Here is a 26,107-nt window from a genome sequence, read left to right as displayed (position 1 = left end):
TTGGCATCGTGATCACTCCTGAAGGGTGAGTTCAGGGTGTCCACTAAACCGTAGGAACTATCAGGTCCGGTGGAATGAGAGGTTAGCCATCACTTCATTGGTTGACGGATGATTGTTTTCCATTTCGTTGGATCGGTACGTCGTATATCGCTCAGGTAGATCTCATGGTGATTTCCATCCCGACCTGTCCGTGCGTCGATAAAACCATGAAGGCGCTCGACCGTTGGTCCTTCTTCAGAAAATGGCCCGATATGAAGCACTTGCGCGCATAAACCTTCGGAAAAAGCTTCGAGCCGAAGCTTGCCGACAGCAGGAAGCCTCTTCTTTCTCTCGACTTCTGAAATAGCTGCCTCGATAACTTCATTTGCCACGAAGTGTGGCTGCATAATCATCATTGTCCATTTCCACCTGGACTTGTCGTTGGCGACGAAAGCGGACATGTCGTCTGCCCACCAAAGCCCTTCGAGGGGCATGACAGCATAGTCGATTCCTTGCGCCCCCTTTTTCACCATGAACTTTGCCGTGTAGGAGACGGAGAAGAGAACTTCCACTGCTTGGGCATATTCTTCTGACGTGTTGGGATCACCCTCACCGTCGACCATGAGGAACTGGAAGGTTGGCACTTCAACCTGAACCACTTCCTTTGCGGACGGCTGGTAGAGATGCTTCAGTTCCTTCTTGAGATCAACCTTCTGCACGGATGCTCCTGATGATGGCTGACGCGTGAATTTAGCCGCGGCCCGTCAGGGCCGTCGGCTGGAAGAATAGCCATTTGGACGGCCAACGAGCGGAGCGAGGAAACTGCAGATGGCCAGCTGCACTATAAGAAATGCGACGATGCCGAGCATACTTTGAATGGGCGGCATAGCGCCTGAAACCAACGCCAAAGCCAGCCCGTCTTGTACAAGCGAAGCAACGGCGCCCAGGACAAAGACCAGAAACAATGAGGCGGTTCTCTTGCGCACGAATGCGCCAAGAGAGAAGAAGAGCCACGCGAAAAAAGTGTACATGCCGATGCCGGGGAATGGAGAGATTATTGAGCCGACGTATGGTCATGCGCCAACGAAGCCATGACGGCAATTGCCAGGCTGGCGGAAAACACTCCTGCGCGAAAACGATAGCGTTCTTCATGGCTAACGCACTGGTTCAGCGGCGGCGCGCAGCGCCGTCCGCTGCAACCGGTTGTTGGGCGGCTGACTCATGGTCGGCCAGCCCTGGACTGTCTCGCGAATGTGGCGCGCCCTCGCAAAACGCAGAATCACGCGGCCTCCTCTGCCAAGCCGGACTGTAGCTTCCACTTCCTCGCGTTCACACCAACCAGCGTCAGCCATAAACCCATCAGGGCTTCCCCGGCTTCGCCGGGCACAAAAGCGTAGCGCCCGAACTGTTCTGCGAGCGGCGGCGCGAGGATGTGAAGGAATCCGGCCGCGAGATAACCGATGCCGCCGACGGCGAGGATTACGCCAAGCAGCTTCGGCAGAAACGTCGCGCGGACGATCAGACATCCCATCAGAAGACATTGCACACCGAAACACAGCATGCCGAGCAGAAGTAACTCGGGATGCAGCCTGAGCAACGCGAACGCCGGTGCTTGCATCTGGGCTGCCTCTGGTGCAAGCGACCCAACCACGCCGGCGAAGAACACTAACGGTGCCGCATCAGAGACGAGCGTCAGCATCCAAATCGCACAGCCGGCAATGCTGAAGAACGCCGCAATCAGAGAGACCGTCCGGTTAACAGGTGCGAGCAGACGATACATTATTGCGGTCAGGGCCAGGTATGTCGCCGTGCCTACGACCATCGCCGCAAGGCCGAGACGGTACATCGCTTCGTTCGCAAGGATGTTCTGGATAGTCGTCAGGGAATCGTGCGTGATCAACCGGGCCCGCACGAAGGCCTCTGCAAACAAGCCGCCTGCGATGGCGATCAGCCAGCACACGCCAGCAACCCGCGCCCACGCACGCGGTGCATGGATGTCGCCGGCAACTTTCGGCGAATGGACGATAGTAGACATTATGGCTCCAAGAGAGATTGAAGGAACCTGCCCATACTCAAACCCCGCCGTCCCTCTGATACTCGAGGGTGGCCGCGATTCCGGCGAGCCGCCCAACGCCTGATCTAAGCCGAGCCGCGAAGCGGCGTCGGCTTGAATGAATGCTTAGACCACATAGGCGTGCTCAGCCCGTGTACGGCCCTTTGACCTCACCCCAGCCCCATTTCGGCATGGGTGCATGCTGATCCGCCGCAGCACCCGACTGCGAATTGATAACCGCCAAGCGGGAACCCCACTCTAAATAACCGACCAACGCAGAGCGAAACTCGGGATCATCCGGCATGCCAAGCTCGTCCGCCGTCTCCAGCAGCAGACCCACCCAGCGTCGCCTTTGATCTTGACTCAGGTGGCGGTTGAGATGCTGCCGAATCATGTGCGGATGACCGCCATGCTGCGTGGAGTACGTGTCTGGACCGCCAAAGACCTCTGCTAGAAAAGCGGCGACGTGACTCGGATGATCCGCGCCCATGTGCGCGAAGACAGGCCCTAACACCGAGTCAATCTTGACGTGTTCGTAGAACCGTGTGGTCAGGCGGGTAAGCGCATCAATGCCACCTAGCCATTCGTAGAGGGTGGGAACGCTTTGATTTGACATGGCGAGCTGATCGTTGGGATGTGGTCTAACGTTCGAGTTGACCGGCGCCTTGCGTCCGGTCGAACGAAGCGTTGGGCCGCAGTTCGCGGCCGTGAGTAACGAGCCTGCTCATTGACCTTGAGGCGGCTGCCATAGCTCGACTTTGTTTCCCTCTGGATCAATGACCCAGGCAAACTTCCCATACTCGGATTCGTCAATCTTCTCGAGCACATTGCAGCCTTCTTCATTCAAGACCTTGACCAAGGCGTGAAGGTCTTCCACTCGGTAGTTGACCATGAAGGGAGCAGAGCTCGGAGCAAAGTGATCACCTTCTTGCGAACCGATGGACCAGACCGTTGTGCCTGCAACCGGCTTGCCCTCGGCGTCGGCCCAAGTGAAGGCAGCCCCGCCCCAGGATTGGACATCGATTCCCAAGTGCCGCTTGTACCAAGCCTGCAGTGATGGAGCGTCTTTGGCCTTGAAGAAGATGCCTCCGATGCCAGTGACTCGTTTCATGCGATCTCCGATGCGCGGCGGTGGTGAGAGAAATGTTTCTTCTGCGGCTTAACGCCTGAGTTAAGCGGCGCGCGGTAGCGCGTCCGCTTGGACGATTAGTTAGAGCTTGAACCATAGAATGTTGAGAAATGTTTTACTTTGCTAAACAATACAGATACATATAGAGCCAAAGAAATCCACGCAATGGATGACGTCCTAACGGCTGACCAGCCGTGATATTTCTTTTCGATAAATATAGCGATATTCTTTGCCTCGGCATTACCTTCCCGTGCTAGTTGCCTAAGTGCATACAGAGAGGGCGGAAAGCTCCGAAAAGCATGAACATACATAGGAATGACCGCGCCCAAACCGAGCAGGGCAATTTTCCATGGCGTAGTGAACTGCAGCGCGGTTATCGAAAGCAAAAATGTTGTTAATCCAAAAATCCAACACAACCAGTCCATGTGGATGCGTGCCTCGATTGCATATTCGCGTTCCGTCAGGAGGGTTGGCATAGGTTCTAACTACTATTCGGTTTCAAAATGAAGCCTAATCCCGCAGCCTAACGTGGATATTCGGATGTTGGCGATGGGAAATCCCTCAAGCGAATCAATAGCTTCTACCGATCGCGCCGTCTATTCCCGCGGCCCAATCTCGCTGCCTTTCGTGGCCCGAAGGCTCGCTTAAGCGTATCGGCCCAACGTCGCTGCCGCATCCCCCGCCCCGATCTCCTCGCTCCAATCCTCCATCAACGCAATCAGCAGCAGCTTCTCGAACTCGCCGGCGAAGCGCTGCACGATCGCGTCCGGGTCGCGCACGCGCTTGCTGTCGCCGACGACGCCGAAATGGACGCGGCCGTTGTAACTGATGATCGAGAGGCCGAGGCCGATCGAGCCCGTCTGCGGGACCCAGAACATCAGTTCGCGCACTTCGACGCCGGCCATGAACAAAGGCTGCTGCGGACCGGGCACGTTGGTCGCGACCGCGGTCGCCTTGCGGCTGAAGAGTTCGAGTGCGGGTTGCTGCAGCGCGGCCGGGGCCATGCCGAGCGCCGCGAGCAGACCGAACGCGACGACGGCCTGGCGGCGGCCTTTCAGATCGCGCATGCAGGCGGCGACTCGTTCGAGGCGGCGCAGCGGATTCGGTTCGCCGATCGGCAGATCGAGGAACACGAGTCCGAAATGGTTGCCGAGCTTCTTCGCATGTTCGAGCGGACGCAGGTTGACCGGCACGGTCGCGCGGATCGTGAGGCCGTCGACGTCTTCGCCGAGATCGCGCAGGTAGCCGCGGATCGCACCGGCGGCGCAGGCGAGCAATACATCGTTGACGGTGCAGCCAAGCGCCTTGCCGAGCGTCTTCACTTCGTCGAGCGGCAGCGGCTCGGCCCAGGCGACGCGCTTGGCGACGCCGAGCTTGCCCTTGAGTGCGGTGACCGGATCATCGGACAGCGTGACGGCGATCGCGAGTTCGCGCGTGATCTCGCTGCCCTCGTACGCGAATTCGGCAGCAACCGCGGGATCGGCCATCATCTGCGCGACCTTGGCCCAGGTCTTCTCGCCGACCGCGAACACCTTGTGCAAACTGCCCTGCATCGGTTCAAGCAGGCGTTCCAGCACGGAGCCGCGATCGCGCTTGAGCCAGGTCTTCGCAAGTTCCGCATGCGCCTCGGGCTGCGGCGCGGTGTCGGTCAGCGACAACAGCACCTGCACCAGCGCGAGGCCATCCGCATAACAGTGATGGATGCGCGCGACCAGCACGCCGCCACTGCCTTCAGGCGACGTGTAGTCCTCGATGATATGGAACTGCCAGAGCGGCCGCGAGGAATCGAGCGCGGTCGAGGCGAGGTTGCTGACGAAGGCTTCGAGTTCGGCCTTGTCTGCCGCACCCGGCAATGCGGCGACGCGCACGTGCCAGTCGAGATCGAAATCGTTGTCGAGTTCCCAGTACGCGCCGTTCGCGCCGATCACCGCGCGCTGGCGGAAACGACGGAACGCGAGGAAGCGCTCGCCGAGCAGCGCCTTGATCTTCGCCGGATCGAGCGGACCGGCGAACATCAGCACGCCAGTGATCATCATGCGGTTGGTCGGCCGCTCCATGCGCAGCCAGGCCGTGTCGACTTTGGACATCGGTTCGCGCTTCAGGCGCGCGCCTTCGGACATCGTCGATCTCCCCCGCTGACGCCGGCGACGTGGGTGTCGCCATGGGCTTCGTGTAGCATCGGGTGCGAAAAGCAAAAAGGCAAATCGGGCGAGTCGACAAGCGCAGGTCTGTCGATTGATCGGACAGGCACCCAACGATCCGTTCGCCCTGAGGCATCGACTGCGCGCGCAGGAGCGCACGCGAACGGCGGAGTTCACCCGTCCCGAAGGGCGAGCGCCAGGATGGCGCGAGTCACGGCGAACTTCGCCAGTTCTCGGCGTCGCACGCCGTTCATGTTTCGATACCTCAGCACGAACGGCTGGTGGTTCGTCGTAAGTTTGCAGGATGACCAGTCGAACCCAACAAGGCACTCCATGCACCACGGCGCTGAAATCCTGTTGACCCTGTTCGCGATCTTCGTCGCGGCGCAGATCGGCGCCGAGATCGCGCAACGCCTGAAACTGCCTGGCGTGGTCGGCGAAATCGTCGCCGGTTGCGCGATCGGCCCGTCGGCACTCGGCTGGATCCAGCCTGAGCAGATCGTCGGCGGCATGCCGCTCGACGTGCTCGCCGAGATCGGCGTCGTGTTGCTGCTGTTCTCGGTTGGCCTGGAAACGCGGCTCGACGATCTCAAGAAGGTCGGCAAGAGTGCGTTCCTTGTTGGTGTGCTCGGCGTGATCGTGCCGTTCGTGCTTGGCTCGCTGTGGGCGCATGGCAGCGGCTTCGAGTGGACCAAGTCGCTGTTCGTGGCAGCCGCGTTCGTCGCGACTTCGGCCGGCATCACCGCGCGCGTATTGCAGGAGCTCGGCGTACTGACGCGCATCGAGAGCCGCGTGATCCTCGGCGCGGCGGTGATCGACGACATCCTCGCGATGCTGCTGCTCGGTGTGGTCACCTCGCTGCAGTCCAGCGGTGGCGTGAACATCGGCAGCCTGCTGCTGGTGCTCGCGCAGGCGATCGGCTTCGTCGCGGTCATCGGCTGGGTCGGCACCCGCGTGATGCGCCGGCGCGCGCACTGGCTGGATCGGCCGATCAATCCGTTATCGCCGCTGACGATCGCGCTGGCGATCTGCCTCGGCCTCGCCTACCTGTCCACCGAATTCGGGCTTGCCGCGATCATCGGCGCGTTCCTCGCCGGCATGATCGCGTCGGAGATGCATCAGCGCGAGGAACTCGAACATCAGATGCAACCGCTGCTCGCGCTGCTGACGCCGTTCTTCTTCGTGATCACCGGCGCGAAGATCGATCTTTCCGTGTTTGCGAGCGGCGCGGCGCTGTGGATGCTGCTGGTCGTGACCGTAATCGCAATCGTCTCCAAGCTCCTCGGCGGCTTCCTCGGCGCGCTCTCACTCGGCAAGCGCGGCGCGCTGATCGTCGGCGTCGGCATGGTGCCGCGCGGCGAGGTCGGCGTGGTGATCGCCAGCCTCGGCCTCGTCGCCGGCGTGTTCAGCAACGAGATCTACGCGGTCATCGTCGCGATGTCGCTGCTGACCTCGATCGTCACGCCGCCGGTGCTGTCACTGCTGCTGAAGCGCGACCAAGGCACGAACGCCGCGCCCTGATCCCCGCGCGGCTCACGGGTCGAAGCCGTCCGCGAAGATGCGATCGTTGTCGCGGCATGCTCCCGCCTGCGCGCCCGGCACCATCACGTTGAAGCCGGCGCCGGCCGGGAATGCCGGCGAGCCGCTGCCCTCCGCAACGATCGACCAGTGCCCGGGGGCGCCACCGTAGCCGGCGGCGTAGCGCAATGCGAACGGCACGTCGTCAAGAACCACCGCCGGATCGAACGGATTGTCGACGCGCGTCACCTGCGGTGCGGCGCACGGATTGTCGTCGAGCAGCGGGTGCGACAGCGCCACGCCGGCGGTCGCCGACGGCACGATCACCTGCCACGCATTCGCGCTCGCGAAAACCGGCGCGACCACGACGTTGAACGAGACGCCAACCGGCATGTCGGCGAGATCCTCGTTGCGGATGTACCAGTCGCCGCCGACGCGCTCAAGCCCGACTCGGTGGTCATGGTAGGTGCCGCCGACGAAACCGGGGTTGTAGTTGTGAGTGACGAAAGCGAGTGCACTGACGCCACCGTCGAGCGTCGGCAGGCGCGTGTAGTTGGCGGTGATGTTGGCCAGCGTCGTCGTGTGCACAAAATGCGTGTAGCCATAGGTAGGCGCGAAGACGCTGAAGGCACGGCCGGACTGCATCGCGACGCCGGTGTTCTCGTGGAACAGCGCCCACAGCGGCGGCGCTGCATCGCTGACCAGCCAGCTGCCGAGGTTCTGCGCCAGCTGCACCGGATTACCGTTGCCGTGGTGCGGCGTGAGCAGCATCGTTTCGTTGCCGCCGACGCCGTCGCCGAACTCCTGCCACTGGATCAGCGACGAGTTGCAGCAGGCATCGGCCGGCTGCGAGGCGTGGACGAAGCCGCGGTCGAGGCTGTATTCGAACGCGCCGATGTCGACCGACGGGCCGGTAATGCGCCGCTCACCGTCCGCGTCGAGCGTGAATGCCGGCACGTCTGCGCTGTTGCCGCCGTCGCGCGCCGGCGAACTGCCGTATACGTGCGCATTGCGTGCGCCCATGAACTGCGGATCGGCGACGACCGTGCTGGGGCCGGTCGTGTCGCCGCCGAGGTTGTGGAACACGAGATTGTTGTGCTCGCCCACCGCGGCGAGACCGCCGTTGATCGCGAGCCCGAAACCGCTGTGGAACGCGACGATGTTGTTCGCGACCACGCCGCTGGTGTTGTCCGGCGTGGCCGACGGCGGCATGATCCACAGGCCCTGCGTTCCGTCGCGCACCGTGTTGTTGACGACATGCAGCTCGCTGTTCCGCGGCTGCACGAGGATACCGGCGTAGCCGCTCAGCGGCGCCACGCGCTCGCCGCTGACGTAGTTGTCGTCGACATACCAGACATTCGCGCCGCTGCCGGCCGATTGCGATACCGCGATGCCGCCGGCATAGCCGCCGCCGCTGATCTGGTTCGCGCTGATGCGGAACGTGCCGGCGGAACTGCCGAGCACCTGGACCAGGCTGGTGCCTGAGCCGGAGCCATTCGCTGCATGGATGCGATTGCCCGAAAACGCGCCGCTCCACGAGCCGCCGTTGCCCTGCGCGAACAACGCGCAGGCCGACACGCCGGAATGGTTCAGCTCGATCGCGCTGTTGCCGACGGTGAATTGCGGCGCGCCGCTACCGAAGTCGTAGTAACGGATCGCGCAATTGCCCGGCGTGTCGGTCTCGATGATGCGCAGGCCGTCGACGGCATAGCTGCTGGCGCTGTCGGAGAAATGGTTGATCGTCACGTGCGCGTGACGCAACACGAGATTGCGCAGGGTGACCGAGGTGGCGCCACTGCCGGGCGAGTTCACCACGATCGTGCGGCCGGGCGCGAATACCGCATCGATGCCGCTGGCCGCGGTCAGGGTCAGCGACTTGCCGATGCTGATGTCCTCGTCAATCGCGGTGTAGCCGTCCGGCAGCAGCAAATGGTCGTAACCCACTTGCACCGTGTCGCCGGCGACCGCCGAATCGATACACGCCTGCAGGGTACCCTGACACGGCCCGATGCCGCTGAGGTTCGGCCAGGTCAACGCGCTCGCCTGGGTCGCCAGCACCGCCAGCACGAGCAGGCCGGCCGGGCGCGCATGGCGGGCTCGAGTGGTAACGGGGTGTTTCATGACTGCCTCCTACGCAGCGCCCACGCGCCGCACCCTGATCTGTACGACGAACCGTGGCTGATCCGTGCATGCATGCGCACGGATTGCGCTACGCTTCGCGGATCAGGGCTGCGCCGGGGCCACCATGCTGTCCGCCGATCAGGACGTCCTTACCGAGGTCACCGCCGTGCTGCGCGAGCTCGCCGGGCGTGCCGACAGCCTGCCGCGCGCGTTCGAGCAGTTGCAGGCGGACCTGCGCCGTGTCGCGCACCGCGAGCGGTACGCTCTGCGTGCCGGCGAGACGATGTCGACCACCGCGCTGGTCAACGAAGCGTTCCTGAAGTTGAGCAAGGCGGCCCCGCCCGAGTTCGCCGACCGCCGGCAGTTCTGCGGCATCGCCGCGCGTGCGATGCGCCAAGTGCTGCTCGACTACGCGCGCACGCGCCTGCGCCAGAAGCGCGGCGGCGGTGGCACGCACGATACGCTCGGCGCGCTCGACCAAGTGGCCGACCCCGACGCGCGCGAAATGGAACGCCTGCTCGAGATCAATGAGGCGCTCGACCGCCTCGATGCGGAACGCCCGCGCCTGGCGCAGGTGGTCTACCTGCGCTTCTATGCCGGCCTCGGCGATAGCGAGATAGGCGATCTGCTCGGCATCGAGGAAAGCACCGTACGGCGCGACTGGCTGAAGGCGCGCGGCTGGCTCTACCAGGCGCTGGGCAACGAGTGATGGGCGTGCAACGCGAATCGGACGCGGCGCAGGAGCTGGAACGGCGGCTCGACGAGTTATTGGAACTCGACGCCGATGCACGTACTGCAAGGCTCGCCGAGCTCGCCGCGCACGATCCCGACGCAGCTCGCCGGCTCGCCAGTTGGCTGGTCGGGATCGAAAATTCGGCGGGCTTCCTCGAACCGGCGGCGAGCCCGCCGCCGGCTGCGGACCAGCTCGCCGGCACCTGGCGCCTGCTGCGCCCGCTCGGGCGCGGCGGGATGGGCGAGGTGTGGCTGGCCGAGCGCGCGGACGGCGCATTCCGCCGGCAGGTCGCGATCAAGTTCATCCGCGCCGACCGCCCGGGCCTCGGCGAGCGCCTCACGCAGGAACGCGAACTGCTCGCACGACTCGAGCATCCGCACATCGCGCGCCTGCTCGACGGCGGCGTCGACGCGGACGGGCGACCGTTCCTCGCCACCGAATTCGTCGACGGCGTCGCGCTCGATCGCTGGTGCCGCGAGCGGACGCCTTCACTCGAAGCGCGCCTCGCGGTGTTCCGTCAGGTCGCGGCAGCAGTCGCCTACGCGCATGCGAACCTGGTCGTGCATCGCGACCTCAAGCCGGCCAACGTGCTGGTCGACGCTCAAGATAACGCGAAGCTGCTCGATTTCGGCATCGCCAAACTGCTCGACGCGCACGCTGGCGAGACCACCCAGCACGCGCTGACACCGAACGCGGCCGCCCCCGAACAGCTCACCGGCGCACCGATCACGACGCGCACCGACGTGCACGCGCTCGGCGCCCTGCTCTACCTGCTGCTTTGCGGACGCATGCCGCTCGATGCGCACGACCTGCCACTGGCCGACCTGGTGCGGCGCATCTGCGAGGAAATGCCACCCGCAACGGGCACGCTACCGGACGAGGCCGGCGGTGTGCCGGCACGCGAGCGCTCGCGCGACCTCGACGCGATAGCGTTGAAGGCGCTGGCGAAGGCACCGGAGCAACGCTATGCCAGCGTCGACGCATTGCTCGTCGACCTTGACAACGCAGCGGCATCGCGGCCGGTCGGCGCACGCAGCGCAGGATTCGGCTATCGCGCGCGCCGTTTCCTGCGCCGCAACCGGATCGCAGTCGGCGTCGGCAGCGCGTTCACGGCCGCCTTGCTGCTCGGCGCACTTGGTATCGTCTGGCAAGCGCGCGTCGCTGTGCGCGAACGCGACAGCGCCCTGTACCTTGCCGAACGCAACGATGCCGCACGCGATTTCCTCGTGCGCCTGCTCAGCGAGAAGAAGGGCGACGCGCCGCTACAACCGCGCGAAATGATCGCGCGCGCCGCTACCGCACTGGAACAGGCACCATCGATGCGCGGCGACGTGCTTGCGATGATGTCGAGCGTGCTCGGTGAACTCGAGCTCGAGCGGCGCGACTACGCCGAGGCCGAACGCACGTTCCGGCGCCTCGCCGACAAGCCGGCGGCGGAACCGGACGAGACCACGATCGACGCGATGTGCCAACTCGGCGCGACGCAGATCGCGCAGGACAAGCTGGAGGATGCACGCCGCTGGCTCGACCGCGGCGTCGTTGCTGCGCGACGACTGCAGGGCAGCCAGCGCGTCACGCTCGGGCGCTGCCTGTCCTATGCCGGCATGCGCTCGCGCGATCCGGTCGAACTGGAACAGTCGCTTGCCTTGAGCCGCGAGGCGGTCGACGTGATCGACCACGTCGGCGGGGGCTATCCGAGCCGCCAGTCCGCGCTGCACAACAACTATGCGAACGTGCTCGCCTTCGCGGGACGGCCGCGCGAAGCGATCATCGAGTTCCGTCGCGCGCTCGATCTCCTGACGGATGCCGGTCGCGGCCGCAGCGCGGATTATTCGACCGCGCAAGGCAATCTCGCCAGCGCGATGGCCGACGCCGGTCTCACGCAGGCGGCTGAGCACGAATACGCACAGGCGATCGCCCTGCGGCGCGAGGCCAGCGGCGAATCGATCGGTCTGGCCCAGCAGGAAATCTCGCAGGCGAGCGTGCTGCTCGAACTCGGCCGTGCCGACGATGCGCTGCGCGTACTCGACGACGCGCAGGCGATCCTCGATGCACACGCCGATCCACCCGGCCTGCGTTTCGCGCAACTGCACCTGCGTCGCGCCGGCGCCTACGCCGATCTCGGCCTACGGGAGAATGCCGAACGCGAGTTCAAACAGACCGAAGCGCTTTACGCGAAAGTACTCTCGCCTCGCAGCAAGGCGCACCTGAACGTGCCGCTCGGGCGCGCCGCGATGTGGATGCGCGGCGCTCGCGACGACGCCGACCTCGACCGCGCCGCAGCCGCGATCGGGCAGGCCGTCGCACAGGAGCGCGCAGACGCGCCGATGTCGGCGCGCACGCTGCGCAGTCGGGCCGAACTCGCGTTATATCGCGACGCTGCCGCCGCGGCCGCAGCCGACGCGCAGTTGGCGCGGGCTCGCGACGCGGCCGATCTCGATCCCGCGGCGTGGCAACTTGCGCTCGACGACGCACTGCTCGGCGAGGCGATGCGCCAGCAGGGCCGCGGCAGCGAGGCGCGCACCCTGCTCGATTCCGCCGCCGCGCGCCTCGATGCGGCGCTCGGTGCCGGACACTGGCGCAGCGCGCAGGCGCATGCATGGGCGCAAGCGGCAGGCGGCGCGACGCCGGCTCAACGCGACAACGCATCCGGGTCGTAGCGCTCCATGAAGCCCGGCGGATGCTCCAGCGGCGTGAAACCGTATTGTGCATACAGGTCATGTGCGTCACGCGTCGCCAGCATGAAGCGGCGCACGCGCTGCAGGTCCGGATGGTCGAGCACGAACGCGACCAGCCGCTTGCCGATGCCGCGGCCGCGCGCCTCGGCGGCGACGAACACGTCCGCCAGATAGGCGAAGCCGACGCGGTCGGTCACCACGCGCGCGAAACCCAACTGCGTCGTGCCGTCGTACACGCCGAAACAGATCGAGTTCGCGATGCTGCGCTCGACCAGCTCGCGATGGATACCCGGCACCCAGTAGGACTCGCGGCTCAGGAAGCCGTGAATCACATCGATATCCAGCCGCGTCCGATCCGTGGAGAATAGAAGTCCGTCATCCGTGCGCTCGTGGTGCTCGCCCATGCTTCGCCTGCCCTCATCGTTTCGACCCAACGCTGTGCTGCTTGCCGCGGCACTCGCCACTTTGTCCGGCTGCGCCACCCCGGTGTTCAAGGACGCGCCGCCCGCCTCCGCGCCGCCGGCGGAAGTCGCCGGCGCACCGGAACGCTACCACGGCGCCGACGTGGTCTGGGGCGGCAAGATTCTCGCCGTGCGCAACCAAGTCGATACGACCGAGGTACAGGTCGTCGCGTATCCGCTCGATCGCGCGCAGCGCCCGAAGCCGTCCGCGCCGACCGAGGGCCGTTTCATCGTCGTGCTGCCCGGCTATGCCGAGGCGCTCGACTACCCGGCCGGGCGGTTCCTGACCGTGCACGGGCATATCGAAGGCACGCGCGCCATCCGCATCGACGACCGTGACGTCGTCTATCCCCTGCTGCAGCGCGATGCGCTGCGGCTGTGGCCGGCCAATTTCCCCGACGACGGTCCGCATTTCAGTTTCGGGTTCGGCGTGGGCGTCGGCATCCACTGAACGTCGCTGCCGCCGATTCCGCCTCAGGCCAGTGGTTTCCTGACCAGCCACGCAGCGGCCCCGAGGCACAAGGCCACGAGCGCGGAAAAGATCACCGGCACGATGAAGAAATAGATCCAGGCCAGCACGAGTCCCGCTATCTGCGTGGTGCAGAAGGCCCAGCCGAGCCAGCCGATCGCTTCGGGCCGCGTCCGTGCGAGCTGGCCCAGATGCCAGGCCAGGAACACGGAAAACACCAGATATACCGAAACGTTCAGGCCGAAGCCTTCGTAGAACGCGCCATACGTGCGAGTGCTTCCCTGCGCGAGGAAGGTGACGCCGTACATCGCGTCGTGCACCGCACGCGCTTCCGGCGTCGGCGCAACGAAATGCAGGAAGCCGATCGTGTGTCCCAGCGTAAACAGAACGAGCAGAACCGCTGCAATGCGATAGAGCAAGGTCGCGTTCATGGCGTCTCCGTGTGACTGGCGGGCAACGCGAAGGCGAGCACGTAGTCGCCGCGCGTCGTGTCCAGTTTCGCATGACCGCCCGCCGCGACGACAACGTACTGGCGTCCGCCGATCTCGTAGCTCATCGGCGTCGCCTGCGCGCCGGCCGGGATGCGCATCTTCCAGACCTCCGCGCCGCTCGCGGTGTCGAACGCGCGCAGGAAGTTGTCGGTGGTCGCGCCGATGAAGATCAGGCCGCCGGCCGTGGTCAACGGACCGCCCATGTTCGGCGCACCCTCGATGGACCAGAACGGCCACGGCGCCTTGTCGCGCGTGGTGCCGAGGGCCTTCGACCACGCGATCCTGCCGTGCGCGAGATCGACCGCGACCAGCTTGCCCCAGGGCGGCGGCGTGCACGGTATGCCGAGCGGCGAGTCGAGCAGCTTGCGGCGCATCGCGTACGGCGTGCCGGTCATGCGCGCGAACTCCCAGCCCTTGTAGTTGCCGGAGTCGTACTCCTCGCCCAGCTTGTCGCGCGGGAGCAGCGCGACAACGAACGGCAGGTCCATCACGTTCGCGATCAGCAGCTGCCGCTGCGGATCCCAGGCGCCGCCGCCCCAATTCGAGCCGCCTGCATAGCCGGGCCGCTGGATCGTGCCGGCGAGGCTCGGCGGCGTGAAGATGCCTTCGCTGTGCAGCGCGGCGATCTTGGCGCGGCAGGCGTTGCGGTCCCAGAACGACAGGCCCCAGGCGTCGTCTGGCTTCACCGGTGCGTGCGAAACCAGCGGCGGCAATGATGAGAACGGCTGCGTCGGCCACGGCGTCTCGCCGGCGACGACGTCCTGCGGCACCGCGCGCTCCTCGATCGGAAACAGCGGTTCGCCGTCCTCGCGGTTGAACACGAACACCTGCCCGGTCTTGGTCAGCTGCACGACTGCCGCGACTTTCGCGCCACCCTGATCCAGATCGACCAGCATCGGTTGCGAGGCGGTGTCGTAGTCCCAAAGATCGTGATGCACCAGTTGGCGGCCCCAGACGAATTCGCCAGTCGCCGCACGCAGCGCGACCAGCGAATCGGCCCAGTGGTCGTCGCCAGGCCGCTCGCCGCCGAAGAAGTCCGGACTCGCCGAGCCGGTCGGGATGAACACGAGGCCACGCTCCGCGTCGACCGCGAACGGTGCCCACGCATTCGCGGCGCCGGTCCAGTGCGCCTGCTGGTCCTCGATCTCGCCAAAGTCGGGATCGGCGGCGTCCTTCGGCACCTTCGCCGTGCGCGGAATCGGATCCCAATGCCAGAGTTCCTTGCCGCTGCGCACATCGAATGCGCGCACGACACCGAGCTCGAGATCGGTGCCGCGGTTGTCGCCGATCGCCGAACCGACCACCGCGACATCACCGGCGATCGCCGGCGGCGAGGTGACCTGGTAGTTGCCGAGCTGGCGCTCGATCAGGCGCACGTTCTTCGACAAGACGACTTCGCCATTCGTCCCGAAGTCCGCGCAGCGCTTGCCGGTCTTCGCGTCGATCGCGAACAGGCGTGCATCGATCGTTGCGAACAGGATGCGCTCCGCACAGGCCGTACCCGCGGTGGTCTGGGCATCGCGCCAATAGCTGACGCCACGCGTGGCCATCTCGGAATAGTCACGCTTCCTGTCGACCTGCGCGTCGAACTGCCAGCGCTGGATGCCCTTCGCGGCGTCGAGCGCGAACACCTTGCCGGTCGCGGTATTGAAGTACAGCGTGTCGCCAGTCAGCAGCGGCGTCGCCTCGAACGTCAGCGCCTCCTTCGCGCGGTCGAAGCCCTGCCCCAGCTCGCCGGTGCGGAAACTCCAGGCGAGTTCCAGATTGCCGACGTTCCGCGGCGTGATCTGCGACAGTGGCGCGTGGCGCAGACCGCGACCGTCGCCACCGTAGGCGGTCCATTCGAATGGGGCGGCGTGCAGCAGCGGCATCCAGACCAGCAAGGTCGACAACATCAGGCGCATGGGATTCTCCTTTTCGGCGCTATTGAATTCCGCCCGACCGGCCCCGACAACTTCCGCGTGACGAAGGGGACGGCCGATGACGCAGGCGGGACCGCATCGATCGCCGCTGTTCGCGTGTCCACCCGGGAATTGGAACTCCATGAAGATGACCTACATCGGCGGCCCGACCGCCCTGATCGAAATCGCCGGCCTGCGCATTCTGACCGATCCCACGTTCGACCCTCCCGGCGGCGAATACCAAGCAGCCGCATATTCGCTGTTCAAGACGCAGGACCCGGCGATCACGCGCGCGAGCGTCGGCCACGTCGACGTGGTGTTGCTGAGCCACGACCATCACTTCGACAACCTCGATACGTCCGGTCGCGCGATGCTGTCCGACGTCGCGACCGTGCTCACGACGCAGGCGGGCGCAGAACGACTCGGCGCACCTACCCGCGGCCTTGTCCCCTGGCAGACGCATGAACTTGCGCTGCCCGACGGCGGCACGCTGCGCATCACCGCGACGCCGGCGCGGCACGGCCCGGTCGATGGCGATCGCGGCCCGGTGATCGGCTTCGTCCTGCAACGCCTCGAAGATCCGTCCAGCGAAACGATCTACGTATCCGGAGACACTGTCTGGTATGACGGCGTTGCCGAGGTCGCGCGGCGCTTTCCGGTCACGGTCGCGGTGCTGAACATGGGCGCTGCACACGTCGCCGTCGCCGGTCCTTCGCATCTGACCTTCACCGCGACGGAAGGCGTCGAATTCACACGCGCTTTCCCGACGGCCATCGTCGTGCCGCTGCACTACGAGGGGTGGGCACACTTCTCGGAATCGAGGCGTGAAATCGACGACGCATTCCGCGCAAGCGGACTCGATGCGCGCCTGCGCTGGCTGCAGCCCGGCGCCGCCACGCCTATCGCCAGCCTCGCGTAACATCCGCCTGCTTACAATCCCCGAGGACCGCGCGATGGCGACGAAGCCCGTCACTACCAGCGAGCAGCCGCTGCAGATCGGATACTTCGAACGCCAGCGCGATTGGGCTGCGTGGCTGAAAAAGAACCATGCCTCTTCGCCTGGTTTATGGCTGAAATTCGCGAAAAAGGGCGCGGGGGCCATGTCGGTCTCCTACGACGAAGCGATCGAGATCGCGCTCTGTCATGGATGGATCGACGGCCAGAAAAAGGCGCTCGACGAGCAGTTCTGGTTGCAGCGCTTCACGCGCCGATCGGCGAAGAGCATTTGGTCGAAGATCAACAAGGACAAGGCGCTCGCCTTGGTCGACGCCGGCAAGATGGCCGCCGCCGGCCTGGCCGAGATCGAACGCGCCAGGCACGATGGCCGCTGGGATGCGGCCTATGACGGCGCCCGCCGTTCGGTCGTGCCCGACGACCTTGCCGCGGCACTCGACGCGAACCCGCGCGCGCGCGACTTCTTCGCGACGCTCGACAAGACGAACAGGTACTCGGTTTTGTTCCGGGTCCAGACCGCTGTGAAACCCGAGACGCGTGCGCGGCGCATCGCGCAGCTCGTGCAGATGCTGGCGCGTCACGAGAAGTTCCATCCTTGAACCGCGTTCTGGACAGCGTGAGGCGCTGCACCTCAGTGATCGGCACGCTCAGCGAGCGGCCGCGTTCGTGCACAACGATACGGCTGAGGCGCGGCGTGCGGACGAGACCGGGGCTGAGTCGCCGCATCCACTGACCGGCTCCGACCGTCGCACGCGCACAACGCCTCGTCGCGACCGAAGCTGCTCGAATGACTCTGGGCGTATCCAGCGCAGCGCCCGTTGCGGATACTCGACCGCTTCCAATCCGGGCAACCGACAAGAAGGCTGCTCCCGAAACAACGAGGGCCATGTGCCATGCTGGGTACCGTGATCGCTCTTTCTGCCGCGATGGCAACCGCGACCGGCCATTTCACGGCGATCGTGGATGCGACGCTGATCGACGTATCGCACCACGGAAAAGAGAGTTCCGATATCGAGAACGCCGTGGTCCTGATCGACGGCGATCGTGTCGTGGCCGTGGGCGATCGCACCCAGGTGGCGTTGCCGCCGCATGCGCACGTGATCTCCGCGCGCGGCCGCTACGTCGTGCCGGGACTGATCGACGGATTCGGCGCAATGCGCGGCCAGAATTTTGCGGACGCCTATCTCTACGAGGGCGTGACGACCGTCTACGTGACGGCGACACCACCCGGCGGCAGCGTCGATGGCGAGACGCACATCGTGGCTCTGCACGACGGGCCTTCGGTTTTGACGGGAGCCGCGATCAGCGGATATTCGCTCTCGGGAAATGTTCCGCCGCCCAACCAGTGGCTCGATCATCGCCTCAAGGATCAGCGCTTGGAGAAGGAGGCCTTGCTCAAGGCCGTGGACGCCGTGGCCGACGCCGGGCATCGCGCGATAACCGTGGGCTTCGACGTATGGCCGGACCAGCTCGACACGATCGTCGCGCAAGCGCACCACCGGGGCCTCGCGGTCACTGCGGAACTGGCCTACACGAGCTATCCGTACGCCGTGCGGGCGGGAGTGGATGCCTTCCTGCGCAACGACAAGTATTCCCTGATCGTAGGCCGGCCGCAGGATTTTCTTGCGTACGCGGAAAACCCCATCGGACCCGATGCACGCACCGCATTTCGAGCCATTTGCAGCTCGCAAGGCGTAAACGACGCCTTGGCGGCGTTCGGGAGCGAACTCAGCGCCTCGCATACTGCGTTGATGCCAATGTTGTCGATGGAGGCGACCGCCGACGACGTGGGCGGACCCAATCCCTGGACCCTCCGCTCAGCGGCCTTCGTGTCCGCTTCGGACCTGGACGATCCGGTTGATCCCAAGACGGGTGCACGCCCCTATCTCGACAGCCACCCCGAACGCCGCGAAGCGATACGAGCCTGCGCCCGCCGGAAACAGCAAATCGATGCCCATCTTCACGAACTCGGCGCCACTTTTCTGGCGGGCAGCTCCGCACCCGGCTACGGCGTGATGCCCGGAGGCGGCGTGCACGGCGAGATGAAACTGCTGCAGCAGATCGGGCTGAGCCCTCGCGAAGCGCTCGCCGCTGCCACCAGCAATTTCGCCGATGTCTACGCCCTGTCCGACCGAGGCCGCGTCGAGCCGGGGCGGCGAGCCGACCTGGTGATCCTCGCGTCCGACCCTCGAAAGGACGTCGCCGCCGTGGACGACATTTCGGAGGTCATGATTGACGGACGCTTCGTGGATCGGCTGAAGCTGTTGAAGGCAGCTCAGGCACGCAAGGGTCCCCACAAACCTCGCGGGTAAGTATCCCCCGGAAAAGCCGGGGACCTTAGCAGCGGAGCCGCTCAAAGCGGCCGAGAAGAGCTGCAGCCGGATGGTCCAAAGCGCCTCGCAGGGTTGCTTTGCTCGCGTTCGTTACGCCTCTCATCCGTTCGTGCTGATGCTTCGACAAGCTCAGCACGGGGCACGCTTCGCGTATCGAAGCATGAACGGCGCGACACCACGGGGGTTCGCCGTGACTCGCGCCATCCTGACGCTCGCCCTTGGGCCGGCTGCGCCGTTCGCGCGCGCTCCGGCGCGCGCAGTCGATACCTCAGGGCGAACGGCTCCGCCGTGACACCGCAGGAGCGGTCAAACTTCTGCCGCCTCCCCGGCAGAGCCGGGGGGACTCCGTCTGTAGTTCGCGTTGCCGTGCGATTGGGATGTCAATCTCAGTGGCCTGGATTCGCACCCTGCCAGCCGTCCGGCAGCAGTCCGCGATAGCGCCGGCTCAGCATCAGTTCGCCGCCGTCCTTCAAGGTCAGCTTGAGGTCGCCGTGCGCCCACGGCGCAATGCCGGCGATGAAATCCGCGCGAACCAGATGCGAGCGATGCACGCGCAGGAACTCGGACGGCTCCAGCCGCTGTGCGAGGCGTGACAGCGTCGCGCGCACGAGATGGCGGCGGCTCGCCGTATGCACTTCCACATAGTTGCCGGACGCGCTGAGGCGCTGCACCTCCTCAACCGGCACGATCAGCGAGCGGCCGCGTTCGTGCACGACGATACGGCTGAGGCGCGGCGCGCGGACGAGACCGGGGCCGAGTCTGCGCAGACGCTCCTCATCAGCAGCGTCGCCCTCGCCTTCGCGGCGTTCGGCCAGACGCTCGGCGACGCGTGCCAGGGTGCGAGCAAAGCGTTCGCGGTCGAACGGCTTCAGCAGATAATCGAGCGCGGCGAATTCGAACGCGCGCAGCGCATGTTCGTGAAACGCAGTCGTGAACACGATCAGCGGATACGGCGGCGACGCGCGCACGAGCAGGTCGAAGCCGCTTTCGGAACCCAACTGGATGTCGAGGAACAACAGGTCCGGCTTGTCGTTGCGCAGCGCGGTGAGGCCACCGGCGACATCCTCGGCTTCTGCGACGATGCGATAGCTTGCGTGTTCCGCGAGCAGACGACGCAGCTTGGCGCGCGCGGGCGGCTCGTCCTCGACGATCGCGACGCGGATCTCAGCCATCGTTCACCAGCGGAAGTTCGATGTCGACATGCGTGCCGCCGCCGGCGCGCGGAGCGATCGTGAAGCAGTGGTCGCCCGGGTACAGAAGCTCGAGCCGGCTGCGTACGTTCGCAAGGCCGACACCCGCGTTGAAATCCGCTGCAATACCAGCACCGTCGTCATCGACCGTGCAGTGCAGGCGACCGCCTCGTGTGCCAATCGCGACCTCGACGCGCCCTCGCCCGCTCTTCAGCCCGTGCTCGAATGCGTTCTCGACCAACGGTTGCAGCAACAGGCGCGGAATGCGTGCGGCATGCGCGGACGGCTCGACCGCGATGCTCGTCTCCAGCTTGCCGCGGAAGCGTTCGCGCATCAGTTCGAAATAGCGTTCGAGCCAGACCACGTCGTCGGCGACCTTCACGTGCGCGCTGCCCGATTCGCTGAGCGCCGCTCGCAGCAGCTCGGCGAACGCAGCGATCATGCGATCCGCCGCGTCGATATCCTCGTGCATGCGGTTCGAGATCGCGTTCAGCGTATTGAACATGAAATGCGGCTCGATCTGCGCAGTCAGCTGTGCGAGTCGCGCTTCGCTGAGATCGCGTTCAAGGCGGATCACCGCAAGCTCGCGTTCGCGGCGCGCCAGCACCGCGCGCCAGGCCACGCAGGTACCGACGATGATCGCGTAGGTAATCAGGTCTTTCTGGAACTCGTAGGCGAATGCGAGCGATGGATCGCCGAATTCGTAGCGATCCCCGTGCCAGGCATAGACGAACTTGCGGATACCGAACATGCCGGCCACATGTGCGAGGGAGAACACGATTGCGGCCGGAAGATGCAGCGGCAGGCGCCGCAGCCAGCCGGTGCCGGACAGCGGGCAGCGTCGCTCGAAGCGGTAGACGCCGATGACCAGAACAGCGACGAGCGCGACGCTGCTGAGTTCCCAGGTCAGCGGCTCCCAGGCCGCAATCGGCTGCCCGGCGTTGCGACGCCCGATGATCGCGTTGATGCCGAGCCAGACGCCGAGCGCGAGAAATGCGCACGCATAGATGATCCAGAACAGGACACGATTGCGCGCGATCGCTGAAGACGCCATCACCGACTCAGTCCGCGACGTCAGGTTCGAAAAACGACCAGCGGATCTCGGGGAAACGCACCTTCATGTCCTTCTCGACCGCATTGATGTCGTCGATCAGGCTCAGCGCGGAACCGGTCGTGTTCATCTCCGCCTTGATCGCGACCATCACATCGGGTCCCAGTTGCAACGTGATCACGTTGAAGACGCGGCTGATCTCGGCACGCTGGCCCAGGAAATGGACGATCGCGGCTTTGAGGTCGGGATCGGCACTCTGCCCTATCAGCAATTCCTTGACCTCGATCGCGATGAATACCGCGATCACCACCAGCAACGCGCCGATCGCAAGCGTCCCGATCGCGTCGAATAACGGATTGCCGGTCGCAAGCGTCAACAGCACCGCAGCGAGCGCCAGCATCAGACCGAGCAAGGCAGCGAGATCTTCGCCGAACACGACGATCAGTTCGCTCTGGCGGCTGTCGCGGAACCACCGCCACAGACTGCGGCGGGCGCGCACCTTGCCGATTTCGCGCAGCGCGCCCCACATCGAGAAACTTTCCGCCGCGATGCCGAACGCGAGGACGCCGACCGCAAGCCACGGCCAGCGCAGCGGCTCCGGCTCTCGCAATTTATGCAGCCCCTCGTAGATCGAGAACATGCCGCCCACACTGAACAGCAACAGTGCAACCAGGAACGACCAGAAATAGATGGCCTTGCCGTGACCGAGCGGATGTTCCGCGGTCGCCGGTGCCCGCGCGCTGCGCAGGCCGAACAACAGCAGGACCTGGTTGCCGCAGTCGGCCAGCGAATGCACCGCTTCGGCAAGCATCGCGCCGGAACCCGTGGCAAGCGCCGCCCCGAGCTTGGCGACGAAGATCGCGAAGTTCGCGCCGAGCGCGAGGAAGATCGTGCGGAGCGAGTCGGCCTGCCCTGACATGCGGATTCCGGCGGATGGGACGCCGCGCAGTCTAGCAACCGGCCAAGCCTTCGCGTTCCCGGGCGCTTCACGGAAGGCGACGACGCGCCGAAAAGGCATCGCCGAATCCGGTCGGGCACGACCGGTGGCGGACGCTGCTCGGAGGCTGCCACCGAGCGGCGACTGCAATGAGGCCGGTCCGGGAAGAACTTCCAGCAGCCATACAAGGCCAACAATTCCAATTTCACTTATGCTGTGAAGTACACAACGATATTGGAGGCGCCATGCGCAAAACGTTCGTGTTCGCGTGTGCGACCCTGCTTGCCGACCCTGCCGCGGCAACGACGGTTCTGGTCAACACGCTGGCAGACGACGGTTCGAATGCCTGCCCCGCGACATGCACCTTGCGCGCCGCGATCGCGAGCGCCGCGGCGGGCAGCGAAATCCGATTCGCGCCGGTGCTCACTGCGAGCGCAACGCCCGACGCTCCGGCGAAGGTGGCGCTCAAGGGCAACGAACTCGTCGTCGACAAGACGCTTTCGATCATCGGTCCGGCAGACGGCGTGCTGATGGTCAGTGGGGAACACCAGTCACGTGTATTCCACGTGACGGCCGGCCAGGTCGAACTCGCGAACCTGCGCATCGCGAATGGCAGCGTGCTCGGCCAGGCGGGAGGCGACGCCGGCGGCGGCGGTCTGCGCGTGGAAACCTCCACCACCGTGTCGCTGATCGGCTGCGCCTTCGAAAACAATACCGCTAGCGGTGGCATGGGCGCTCCTTCCGGTGCAGGCGGTGGCGCCTATGGCGGCGCGATCTACAGTGCCGGCACTCTCGCCATCGGTTCGAGCAGTTTCACCGGAAACGCCGCAACCGGCGGCATGGGGGGCATGGGCACGCCGTCGATCTTCGTGCCACCGGCGCCACCCACTCCAGGCGGCCCCGGCGGCCCGGGCGGTGCCAGCGTCGGCGGCGCCATCTATCTCGCATCAGGCGTGATGGATGCCCACAACATCACCGTCTTCGACAACACCGCGACAGGCGGAAGCGGCGGCCCGGGCGGCTTCGGCCCCCTTCCCGGGCCACCGGGTCCCGGCGGCAGCGCGAGCAGCGGTGCCGTGGAAGGCACCACCGGTACCAACCTGTCGCTCGCATTCGCGACGATTGCAGCGAACCTCGCCTCCGCAGCGGTCGGCCAGAATGCTGGCGTCGGCGGCGTGACGGCGCCGAATGCGTCGATCCGAAGTTCCCTGCTTGCCGCGAATCTCAGGCAGGTCGGCGGCGGCAGCACGAGCACCGCGAACTGCTCGATCGCGTCGCTGAGCGCGGCAGGCGCCAATCTGTCCTCGGACGCGAGCTGCACGGGCTTCACGCTGACGAATACCGCCGTGGCCTTCAAACCGGGCGCACGGGTCGGCGGGACATGGAACCTGCTCCCGCTGCGGCACAGCGCCGTGATCGACGCAGCGCAGGATTGCACGCTGCCCGGCGGTACGCTGCTGACCGTGGACCAGGGCAGCCTGCCGCGCCCGATGGACGGCAACGGCGACGGCGTCGCCCAATGCGATCTCGGCGCAACCGAGGCGGACTACGTCTTCGTTGACGGCATGGACGGCTGATCACGCATGACCGATCGGCGGGAGAACCCATCTGCGTTCTCCCGCCCGAATGCGAAACGCCCGACCGGGCACCCCCTACTGCGTCACGCCGTCGTAGCCGTCGGCGAAGATCACGTCGTCGCGGCATGCGTTCGCCTGCGAGCCGACCACCATCACGTTGAACGCAGCATGGCTCGGGAAATAGGCGCCGGTTCCGGATGCGGTGGATTCGGAGAGGATGCTCCAGTGTCCCGATGCGCCGTTGTAGCCCGGAGCATAGGCCACGCTCAGCGGAATGTTGTCCAGATCGTGGCCGACGCTGCCGTTGTTGTTGTTCTTGGTGACCAGCGGCGCCGCGCAGGGATTGTTGTCGAGCAGCGGATGGGTCAGGACCAAGCTCGGCTGACTCGGAAATCCGCTCGTGTCGGCCGTGTAGGCGACGAACGCATTGTTCGACCCGGGCGTGGCCAGCACCACGTTGAAGCTGACGCCGGCGGGCATCGTGGCCGCGTCCTGATTGCGAATGGCCCAAGTGCCGCCGCTGTAGTCCACGCCCACGGAATGATCGTGATAGGTGCCGCCGCTTCCGCCCGGGTTCCAGTTGTGCAACACGAACGGCATGGAACCGACGCCGAGCTGCGGGTTGTTCATCCTCGTGGTGTCGCCGCTCGTATTCGATGCGGAGGTCAGCTGCTGGAACTGCGGCCGCGCCAGCCCGGGCACCAGCACGCTGAAACCACGCCCCAGTGACATCAAGTCCAGGTTCTCGTTGAACACCGCGTAGTGCAGAGGTGTTCCTACGAGTTCGAACACGCCCAGGTTGTCCGCTTGATCGGCAGGCGCCGCCGACGAATGCTGCGGCGTGGCGAGCACGATCGCATTGTTGTCACCGGCGGGAAATACGTAATCGTCCAGCACGGTGTAGTCGCTGACGGTGTTGCCGGTTCCTGATACATGCCTGCCAGGCTGATCGAAATTCGCGGTACCGATGGCATCGCCGCTGTACTCATAGGCGCCGATGTCGACGGTGCCGACGAACCGCGCCTCATCGTCCGCGTCCGTTCCGAATGGCGCCAAACCGGGCGCATCGGCGTTGTTGCCGTTGTCGATCGCGGGAGATCCGGATCTCAGGCGCAGATTGTGCGTGCCGATCAGCATCGGATCGCTGGTGATCGTATGCACCCCCAGTCCGCCTGAGTTGCTGCCATTGGCGTAGACGAGGTTGTAGTCATTGCTGATCGACGGATCGACATACAAACCGCTCTGCTGGCTGAACGCAACGATATTGTTTGCGACACGGCCGCTGATGCCGCTACCCGACACGAACAAGCCATGCGAATTCCAGGCTACGGTGTTGTTGCGCACGTATACCTGAGTGTTGGTCAGCCCCAGCTCCAGCGCAGCAGCGGTTGAACTCGTTGGAGACTGGATGCCGCTCACTGAATTGTTGTCAACGTACAGGGTGTTGCTGGCGCTGCCGGAATTCTGCGAGACAGCGATTCCAAAAAGGTCGCTGCCGAAAATCTGGTTCTGCACGATGGAAACCGTACCGCTCGAAGTCCCCCCTTCGGACACGGCAGCCCTGAGTGACTGGTTCGCCGCCCATATGTGGTTGCGTTGGAACGTGACTGTCCACGGGCTGCCTGTAACTGGCCCGTAGGCGCATATGCCATCCGGCAGACTGGTGCCAATGGGGGCGGACGTTATTTTCGCCACGTTGTCGGTCGCGATGAAGGTCGGCGCTGCAACTGCGCCCGCATTGGCCGCATAGTTGCCGAACGCAATCATGCCGCCGCAACCTCCGCCGTTCCCGGTGCTCTCGATGACGCGCGAATGAGTCACGACGTACGTGCTCGCCGTGTCGGAACGATGATTCACGCGGATGTAGCCACGCTGCACCGTCAGGTGATCCAGCGTGACGTTCATCGCACCCGTGACAGGGGAAGTGACCGTGATGGTATTGCCCGGCGTGAGAACCGCATCGACTACAGCACCGTCGTGTTCGGCAGTCAGCGTCAACGATTTGGTGATCGTCAGCGATTCGTTGATGAAGATCTGCGTGCTGTAGATCGGGACCAGTTGGGCGACGATCTGCACCGTATCGCCGGAAGCCGCAGCATCGATGCAGCCTTGCAGGCTGCTGTGGCAGGAACTGCTGGTGCCGGGGTTCGGGAAAATCAGGGTATTTGCGTACGCAAGCGGTGCAGCGAACACGGTCGCCAGCAGGGCCATCCGGACGAACGATGCGGTCGACATGGCGTTTCTCCCAATTCGCATGTGCATTCCCTCCGACGTGCGCTCGGCCGGGACTCGCCGGCCTCCGCACACCGTAAGCGCCGGCTGGGCGGCGATCACGCAGTTTTTGCGTTGCAACTAACAGGAAATTCCGGTTAGCCTTCGGGCCAGCGATTC

Annotated in this window: 23 protein-coding genes; 8 read left to right on the top strand and 15 right to left on the bottom strand. The window is 65.1% G+C overall.

Annotation, left to right across the window (positions count from 1 at the left end):
* Nucleotides 1-89: 89 nt before the first annotated feature.
* From ABD002_RS18840 to ABD002_RS18810, 7 genes are all read right to left on the bottom strand, one after another.
* On the bottom strand, nt 90-698 hold the full coding sequence (locus ABD002_RS18840; protein WP_343794016.1) for a GyrI-like domain-containing protein: 609 nt from the start codon (nt 696-698) through the stop codon (nt 90-92).
* A 45-nt stretch (nt 699-743) separates the two neighbouring features.
* Nucleotides 744-1,010 carry a hypothetical protein gene (locus tag ABD002_RS18835; protein ID WP_343794014.1) on the bottom strand — a complete coding sequence of 89 codons (267 nt, stop codon included), beginning with the start codon at nt 1,008-1,010 and terminating at the stop codon, nt 744-746.
* A 248-nt stretch (nt 1,011-1,258) separates the two neighbouring features.
* Complete coding sequence (locus ABD002_RS18830) at nt 1,259-2,014, bottom strand: DUF4386 domain-containing protein (RefSeq protein WP_343794013.1); 756 nt, start codon at nt 2,012-2,014, stop codon at nt 1,259-1,261.
* Nucleotides 2,015-2,177: 163 nt separating this feature from the next.
* Nucleotides 2,178-2,648, bottom strand: a complete 471-nt coding sequence (locus ABD002_RS18825) for a group II truncated hemoglobin (RefSeq protein ID WP_343794010.1) — start codon at nt 2,646-2,648, stop codon at nt 2,178-2,180.
* Nucleotides 2,649-2,756: 108 nt separating this feature from the next.
* A complete protein-coding gene (locus tag ABD002_RS18820) occupies nt 2,757-3,143 on the bottom strand; it encodes a VOC family protein (protein WP_343794008.1) in 387 nt (128 codons plus the stop codon).
* 95 nt (nt 3,144-3,238) lie between these two features.
* Complete coding sequence (locus ABD002_RS18815) at nt 3,239-3,637, bottom strand: hypothetical protein (RefSeq protein WP_343794006.1); 399 nt, start codon at nt 3,635-3,637, stop codon at nt 3,239-3,241.
* Between the two features lie 168 nt (nt 3,638-3,805).
* A complete protein-coding gene (locus ABD002_RS18810) occupies nt 3,806-5,281 on the bottom strand; it encodes a WS/DGAT/MGAT family O-acyltransferase (RefSeq protein ID WP_343794004.1) in 1,476 nt (491 codons plus the stop codon).
* A gap of 354 nt (nt 5,282-5,635) precedes the next feature.
* Between ABD002_RS18810 and ABD002_RS18805 the strand changes: the two genes are divergently transcribed.
* On the top strand, nt 5,636-6,823 hold the full coding sequence (locus ABD002_RS18805; protein WP_343794002.1) for a cation:proton antiporter: 1,188 nt from the start codon (nt 5,636-5,638) through the stop codon (nt 6,821-6,823).
* A 12-nt stretch (nt 6,824-6,835) separates the two neighbouring features.
* Here ABD002_RS18805 and ABD002_RS18800 read toward each other — a convergent pair whose 3' ends face one another.
* On the bottom strand, nt 6,836-8,941 hold the full coding sequence (locus ABD002_RS18800; RefSeq protein ID WP_343794000.1) for a DUF7452 domain-containing protein: 2,106 nt from the start codon (nt 8,939-8,941) through the stop codon (nt 6,836-6,838).
* A gap of 124 nt (nt 8,942-9,065) precedes the next feature.
* Here ABD002_RS18800 and ABD002_RS18795 point away from each other — a divergent pair, with 124 nt between their 5' ends.
* Both ABD002_RS18795 and ABD002_RS18790 read left to right on the top strand, forming a co-directional pair.
* Nucleotides 9,066-9,650, top strand: coding sequence for an ECF-type sigma factor (locus ABD002_RS18795; protein WP_343793998.1), 585 nt, complete (start codon nt 9,066-9,068; stop codon nt 9,648-9,650).
* 5 nt (nt 9,651-9,655) lie between these two features.
* Nucleotides 9,656-12,334 carry a protein kinase domain-containing protein gene (locus ABD002_RS18790; RefSeq protein ID WP_343793996.1) on the top strand — a complete coding sequence of 893 codons (2,679 nt, stop codon included), beginning with the start codon at nt 9,656-9,658 and terminating at the stop codon, nt 12,332-12,334.
* On the opposite strand, the gene ABD002_RS18785 is transcribed toward ABD002_RS18790, so the two are convergent.
* Nucleotides 12,307-12,756, bottom strand: coding sequence for a GNAT family N-acetyltransferase (locus ABD002_RS18785; protein WP_343793994.1), 450 nt, complete (start codon nt 12,754-12,756; stop codon nt 12,307-12,309). The two genes, ABD002_RS18790 and ABD002_RS18785, sit on opposite strands and share 28 nt — an antisense overlap.
* Before the next feature lie 34 nt (nt 12,757-12,790).
* On the opposite strand from ABD002_RS18785, the gene ABD002_RS18780 reads away from it, so the two are divergent.
* Nucleotides 12,791-13,264: a Slp family lipoprotein gene (locus ABD002_RS18780; protein WP_343793992.1), complete on the top strand. Its 474-nt coding sequence runs from the start codon at nt 12,791-12,793 to the stop codon at nt 13,262-13,264.
* Nucleotides 13,265-13,287: 23 nt separating this feature from the next.
* Here the strand turns inward: ABD002_RS18780 and ABD002_RS18775 are convergent, their stop codons facing one another.
* The gene (locus ABD002_RS18775) at nt 13,288-13,713 is read right to left on the bottom strand and encodes an LIC_13387 family protein (protein ID WP_343793990.1); all 426 of its coding nucleotides are present in this window, start codon (nt 13,711-13,713) and stop codon (nt 13,288-13,290) included.
* A complete protein-coding gene (locus tag ABD002_RS18770; RefSeq protein ID WP_343793988.1) occupies nt 13,710-15,677 on the bottom strand; it encodes a pyrroloquinoline quinone-dependent dehydrogenase in 1,968 nt (655 codons plus the stop codon). Before ABD002_RS18770 ends, ABD002_RS18775 begins: the two co-directional genes overlap by 4 nt.
* Before the next feature lie 139 nt (nt 15,678-15,816).
* Between ABD002_RS18770 and ABD002_RS18765 the strand changes: the two genes are divergently transcribed.
* The 3 genes from ABD002_RS18765 to ABD002_RS18755 all read left to right on the top strand — a co-directional run bounded on the left by ABD002_RS18765 (nt 15,817) and on the right by ABD002_RS18755 (nt 18,940).
* Nucleotides 15,817-16,593 (top strand): MBL fold metallo-hydrolase, encoded by a 777-nt coding sequence (locus tag ABD002_RS18765; protein WP_343793986.1) that lies wholly within the window; start codon nt 15,817-15,819, stop codon nt 16,591-16,593.
* Nucleotides 16,594-16,627: 34 nt separating this feature from the next.
* Nucleotides 16,628-17,227 (top strand): YdeI/OmpD-associated family protein, encoded by a 600-nt coding sequence (locus ABD002_RS18760; protein WP_343793984.1) that lies wholly within the window; start codon nt 16,628-16,630, stop codon nt 17,225-17,227.
* A gap of 294 nt (nt 17,228-17,521) precedes the next feature.
* The gene (locus ABD002_RS18755) at nt 17,522-18,940 is read left to right on the top strand and encodes an amidohydrolase family protein (RefSeq protein WP_343793982.1); all 1,419 of its coding nucleotides are present in this window, start codon (nt 17,522-17,524) and stop codon (nt 18,938-18,940) included.
* A 407-nt stretch (nt 18,941-19,347) separates the two neighbouring features.
* On the opposite strand, the gene ABD002_RS18750 is transcribed toward ABD002_RS18755, so the two are convergent.
* The 3 genes from ABD002_RS18750 to ABD002_RS18740 are packed head-to-tail and all read right to left on the bottom strand — an operon-like array spanning nt 19,348 to nt 22,121.
* Nucleotides 19,348-20,133, bottom strand: a complete 786-nt coding sequence (locus tag ABD002_RS18750; protein ID WP_343793980.1) for a LytR/AlgR family response regulator transcription factor — start codon at nt 20,131-20,133, stop codon at nt 19,348-19,350.
* Nucleotides 20,126-21,205 carry a sensor histidine kinase gene (locus ABD002_RS18745; protein WP_343793978.1) on the bottom strand — a complete coding sequence of 360 codons (1,080 nt, stop codon included), beginning with the start codon at nt 21,203-21,205 and terminating at the stop codon, nt 20,126-20,128. Before ABD002_RS18745 ends, ABD002_RS18750 begins: the two co-directional genes overlap by 8 nt.
* A gap of 7 nt (nt 21,206-21,212) precedes the next feature.
* The gene (locus tag ABD002_RS18740) at nt 21,213-22,121 is read right to left on the bottom strand and encodes a cation diffusion facilitator family transporter (RefSeq protein ID WP_343793976.1); all 909 of its coding nucleotides are present in this window, start codon (nt 22,119-22,121) and stop codon (nt 21,213-21,215) included.
* A gap of 263 nt (nt 22,122-22,384) precedes the next feature.
* On the opposite strand from ABD002_RS18740, the gene ABD002_RS18735 reads away from it, so the two are divergent.
* The gene (locus ABD002_RS18735) at nt 22,385-23,716 is read left to right on the top strand and encodes a hypothetical protein (RefSeq protein ID WP_343793974.1); all 1,332 of its coding nucleotides are present in this window, start codon (nt 22,385-22,387) and stop codon (nt 23,714-23,716) included.
* Nucleotides 23,717-23,791: 75 nt separating this feature from the next.
* On the opposite strand, the gene ABD002_RS18730 is transcribed toward ABD002_RS18735, so the two are convergent.
* Complete coding sequence (locus ABD002_RS18730) at nt 23,792-25,951, bottom strand: DUF7452 domain-containing protein (RefSeq protein ID WP_343793972.1); 2,160 nt, start codon at nt 25,949-25,951, stop codon at nt 23,792-23,794.
* Nucleotides 25,952-26,107 lie beyond the last annotated feature (156 nt).

Origin of the sequence: Dokdonella soli (assembly GCF_039523175.1) — a bacterium.
GTDB classification, from domain to species: Bacteria; Pseudomonadota; Gammaproteobacteria; order Xanthomonadales; family Rhodanobacteraceae; genus Dokdonella_A; species Dokdonella_A soli.
Note: the sequence above shows the minus strand (reverse complement) of the source record. Positions and strands in the feature narration are given on the sequence as shown.

Bases quoted from the DNA above. Each gene is read 5' to 3' on its own strand.
- ABD002_RS18765 (WP_343793986.1), top strand. From the start codon at position 15,817: ATGAAGATGACCTACATCGGCGGCCCGACCGCCCTGATCGAAATCGCC.
- ABD002_RS18800 (WP_343794000.1), bottom strand. From the start codon at position 8,941: ATGAAACACCCCGTTACCACTCGAGCCCGCCATGCGCGCCCGGCCGGC.
- ABD002_RS18810 (WP_343794004.1), bottom strand. From the start codon at position 5,281: ATGTCCGAAGGCGCGCGCCTGAAGCGCGAACCGATGTCCAAAGTCGAC.
- ABD002_RS18835 (WP_343794014.1), bottom strand. From the start codon at position 1,010: ATGTACACTTTTTTCGCGTGGCTCTTCTTCTCTCTTGGCGCATTCGTG.
- ABD002_RS18820 (WP_343794008.1), bottom strand. From the start codon at position 3,143: ATGAAACGAGTCACTGGCATCGGAGGCATCTTCTTCAAGGCCAAAGAC.
- ABD002_RS18795 (WP_343793998.1), top strand. From the start codon at position 9,066: ATGCTGTCCGCCGATCAGGACGTCCTTACCGAGGTCACCGCCGTGCTG.
- ABD002_RS18755 (WP_343793982.1), top strand. From the start codon at position 17,522: ATGCTGGGTACCGTGATCGCTCTTTCTGCCGCGATGGCAACCGCGACC.
- ABD002_RS18735 (WP_343793974.1), top strand. From the start codon at position 22,385: ATGCGCAAAACGTTCGTGTTCGCGTGTGCGACCCTGCTTGCCGACCCT.
- ABD002_RS18745 (WP_343793978.1), bottom strand. From the start codon at position 21,205: ATGGCGTCTTCAGCGATCGCGCGCAATCGTGTCCTGTTCTGGATCATC.
- ABD002_RS18730 (WP_343793972.1), bottom strand. From the start codon at position 25,951: ATGTCGACCGCATCGTTCGTCCGGATGGCCCTGCTGGCGACCGTGTTC.
- ABD002_RS18775 (WP_343793990.1), bottom strand. From the start codon at position 13,713: ATGAACGCGACCTTGCTCTATCGCATTGCAGCGGTTCTGCTCGTTCTG.
- ABD002_RS18740 (WP_343793976.1), bottom strand. From the start codon at position 22,121: ATGTCAGGGCAGGCCGACTCGCTCCGCACGATCTTCCTCGCGCTCGGC.
- ABD002_RS18750 (WP_343793980.1), bottom strand. From the start codon at position 20,133: ATGGCTGAGATCCGCGTCGCGATCGTCGAGGACGAGCCGCCCGCGCGC.
- ABD002_RS18830 (WP_343794013.1), bottom strand. From the start codon at position 2,014: ATGTCTACTATCGTCCATTCGCCGAAAGTTGCCGGCGACATCCATGCA.
- ABD002_RS18785 (WP_343793994.1), bottom strand. From the start codon at position 12,756: ATGGGCGAGCACCACGAGCGCACGGATGACGGACTTCTATTCTCCACG.
- ABD002_RS18770 (WP_343793988.1), bottom strand. From the start codon at position 15,677: ATGCGCCTGATGTTGTCGACCTTGCTGGTCTGGATGCCGCTGCTGCAC.
- ABD002_RS18815 (WP_343794006.1), bottom strand. From the start codon at position 3,637: ATGCCAACCCTCCTGACGGAACGCGAATATGCAATCGAGGCACGCATC.
- ABD002_RS18825 (WP_343794010.1), bottom strand. From the start codon at position 2,648: ATGTCAAATCAAAGCGTTCCCACCCTCTACGAATGGCTAGGTGGCATT.
- ABD002_RS18760 (WP_343793984.1), top strand. From the start codon at position 16,628: ATGGCGACGAAGCCCGTCACTACCAGCGAGCAGCCGCTGCAGATCGGA.
- ABD002_RS18805 (WP_343794002.1), top strand. From the start codon at position 5,636: ATGCACCACGGCGCTGAAATCCTGTTGACCCTGTTCGCGATCTTCGTC.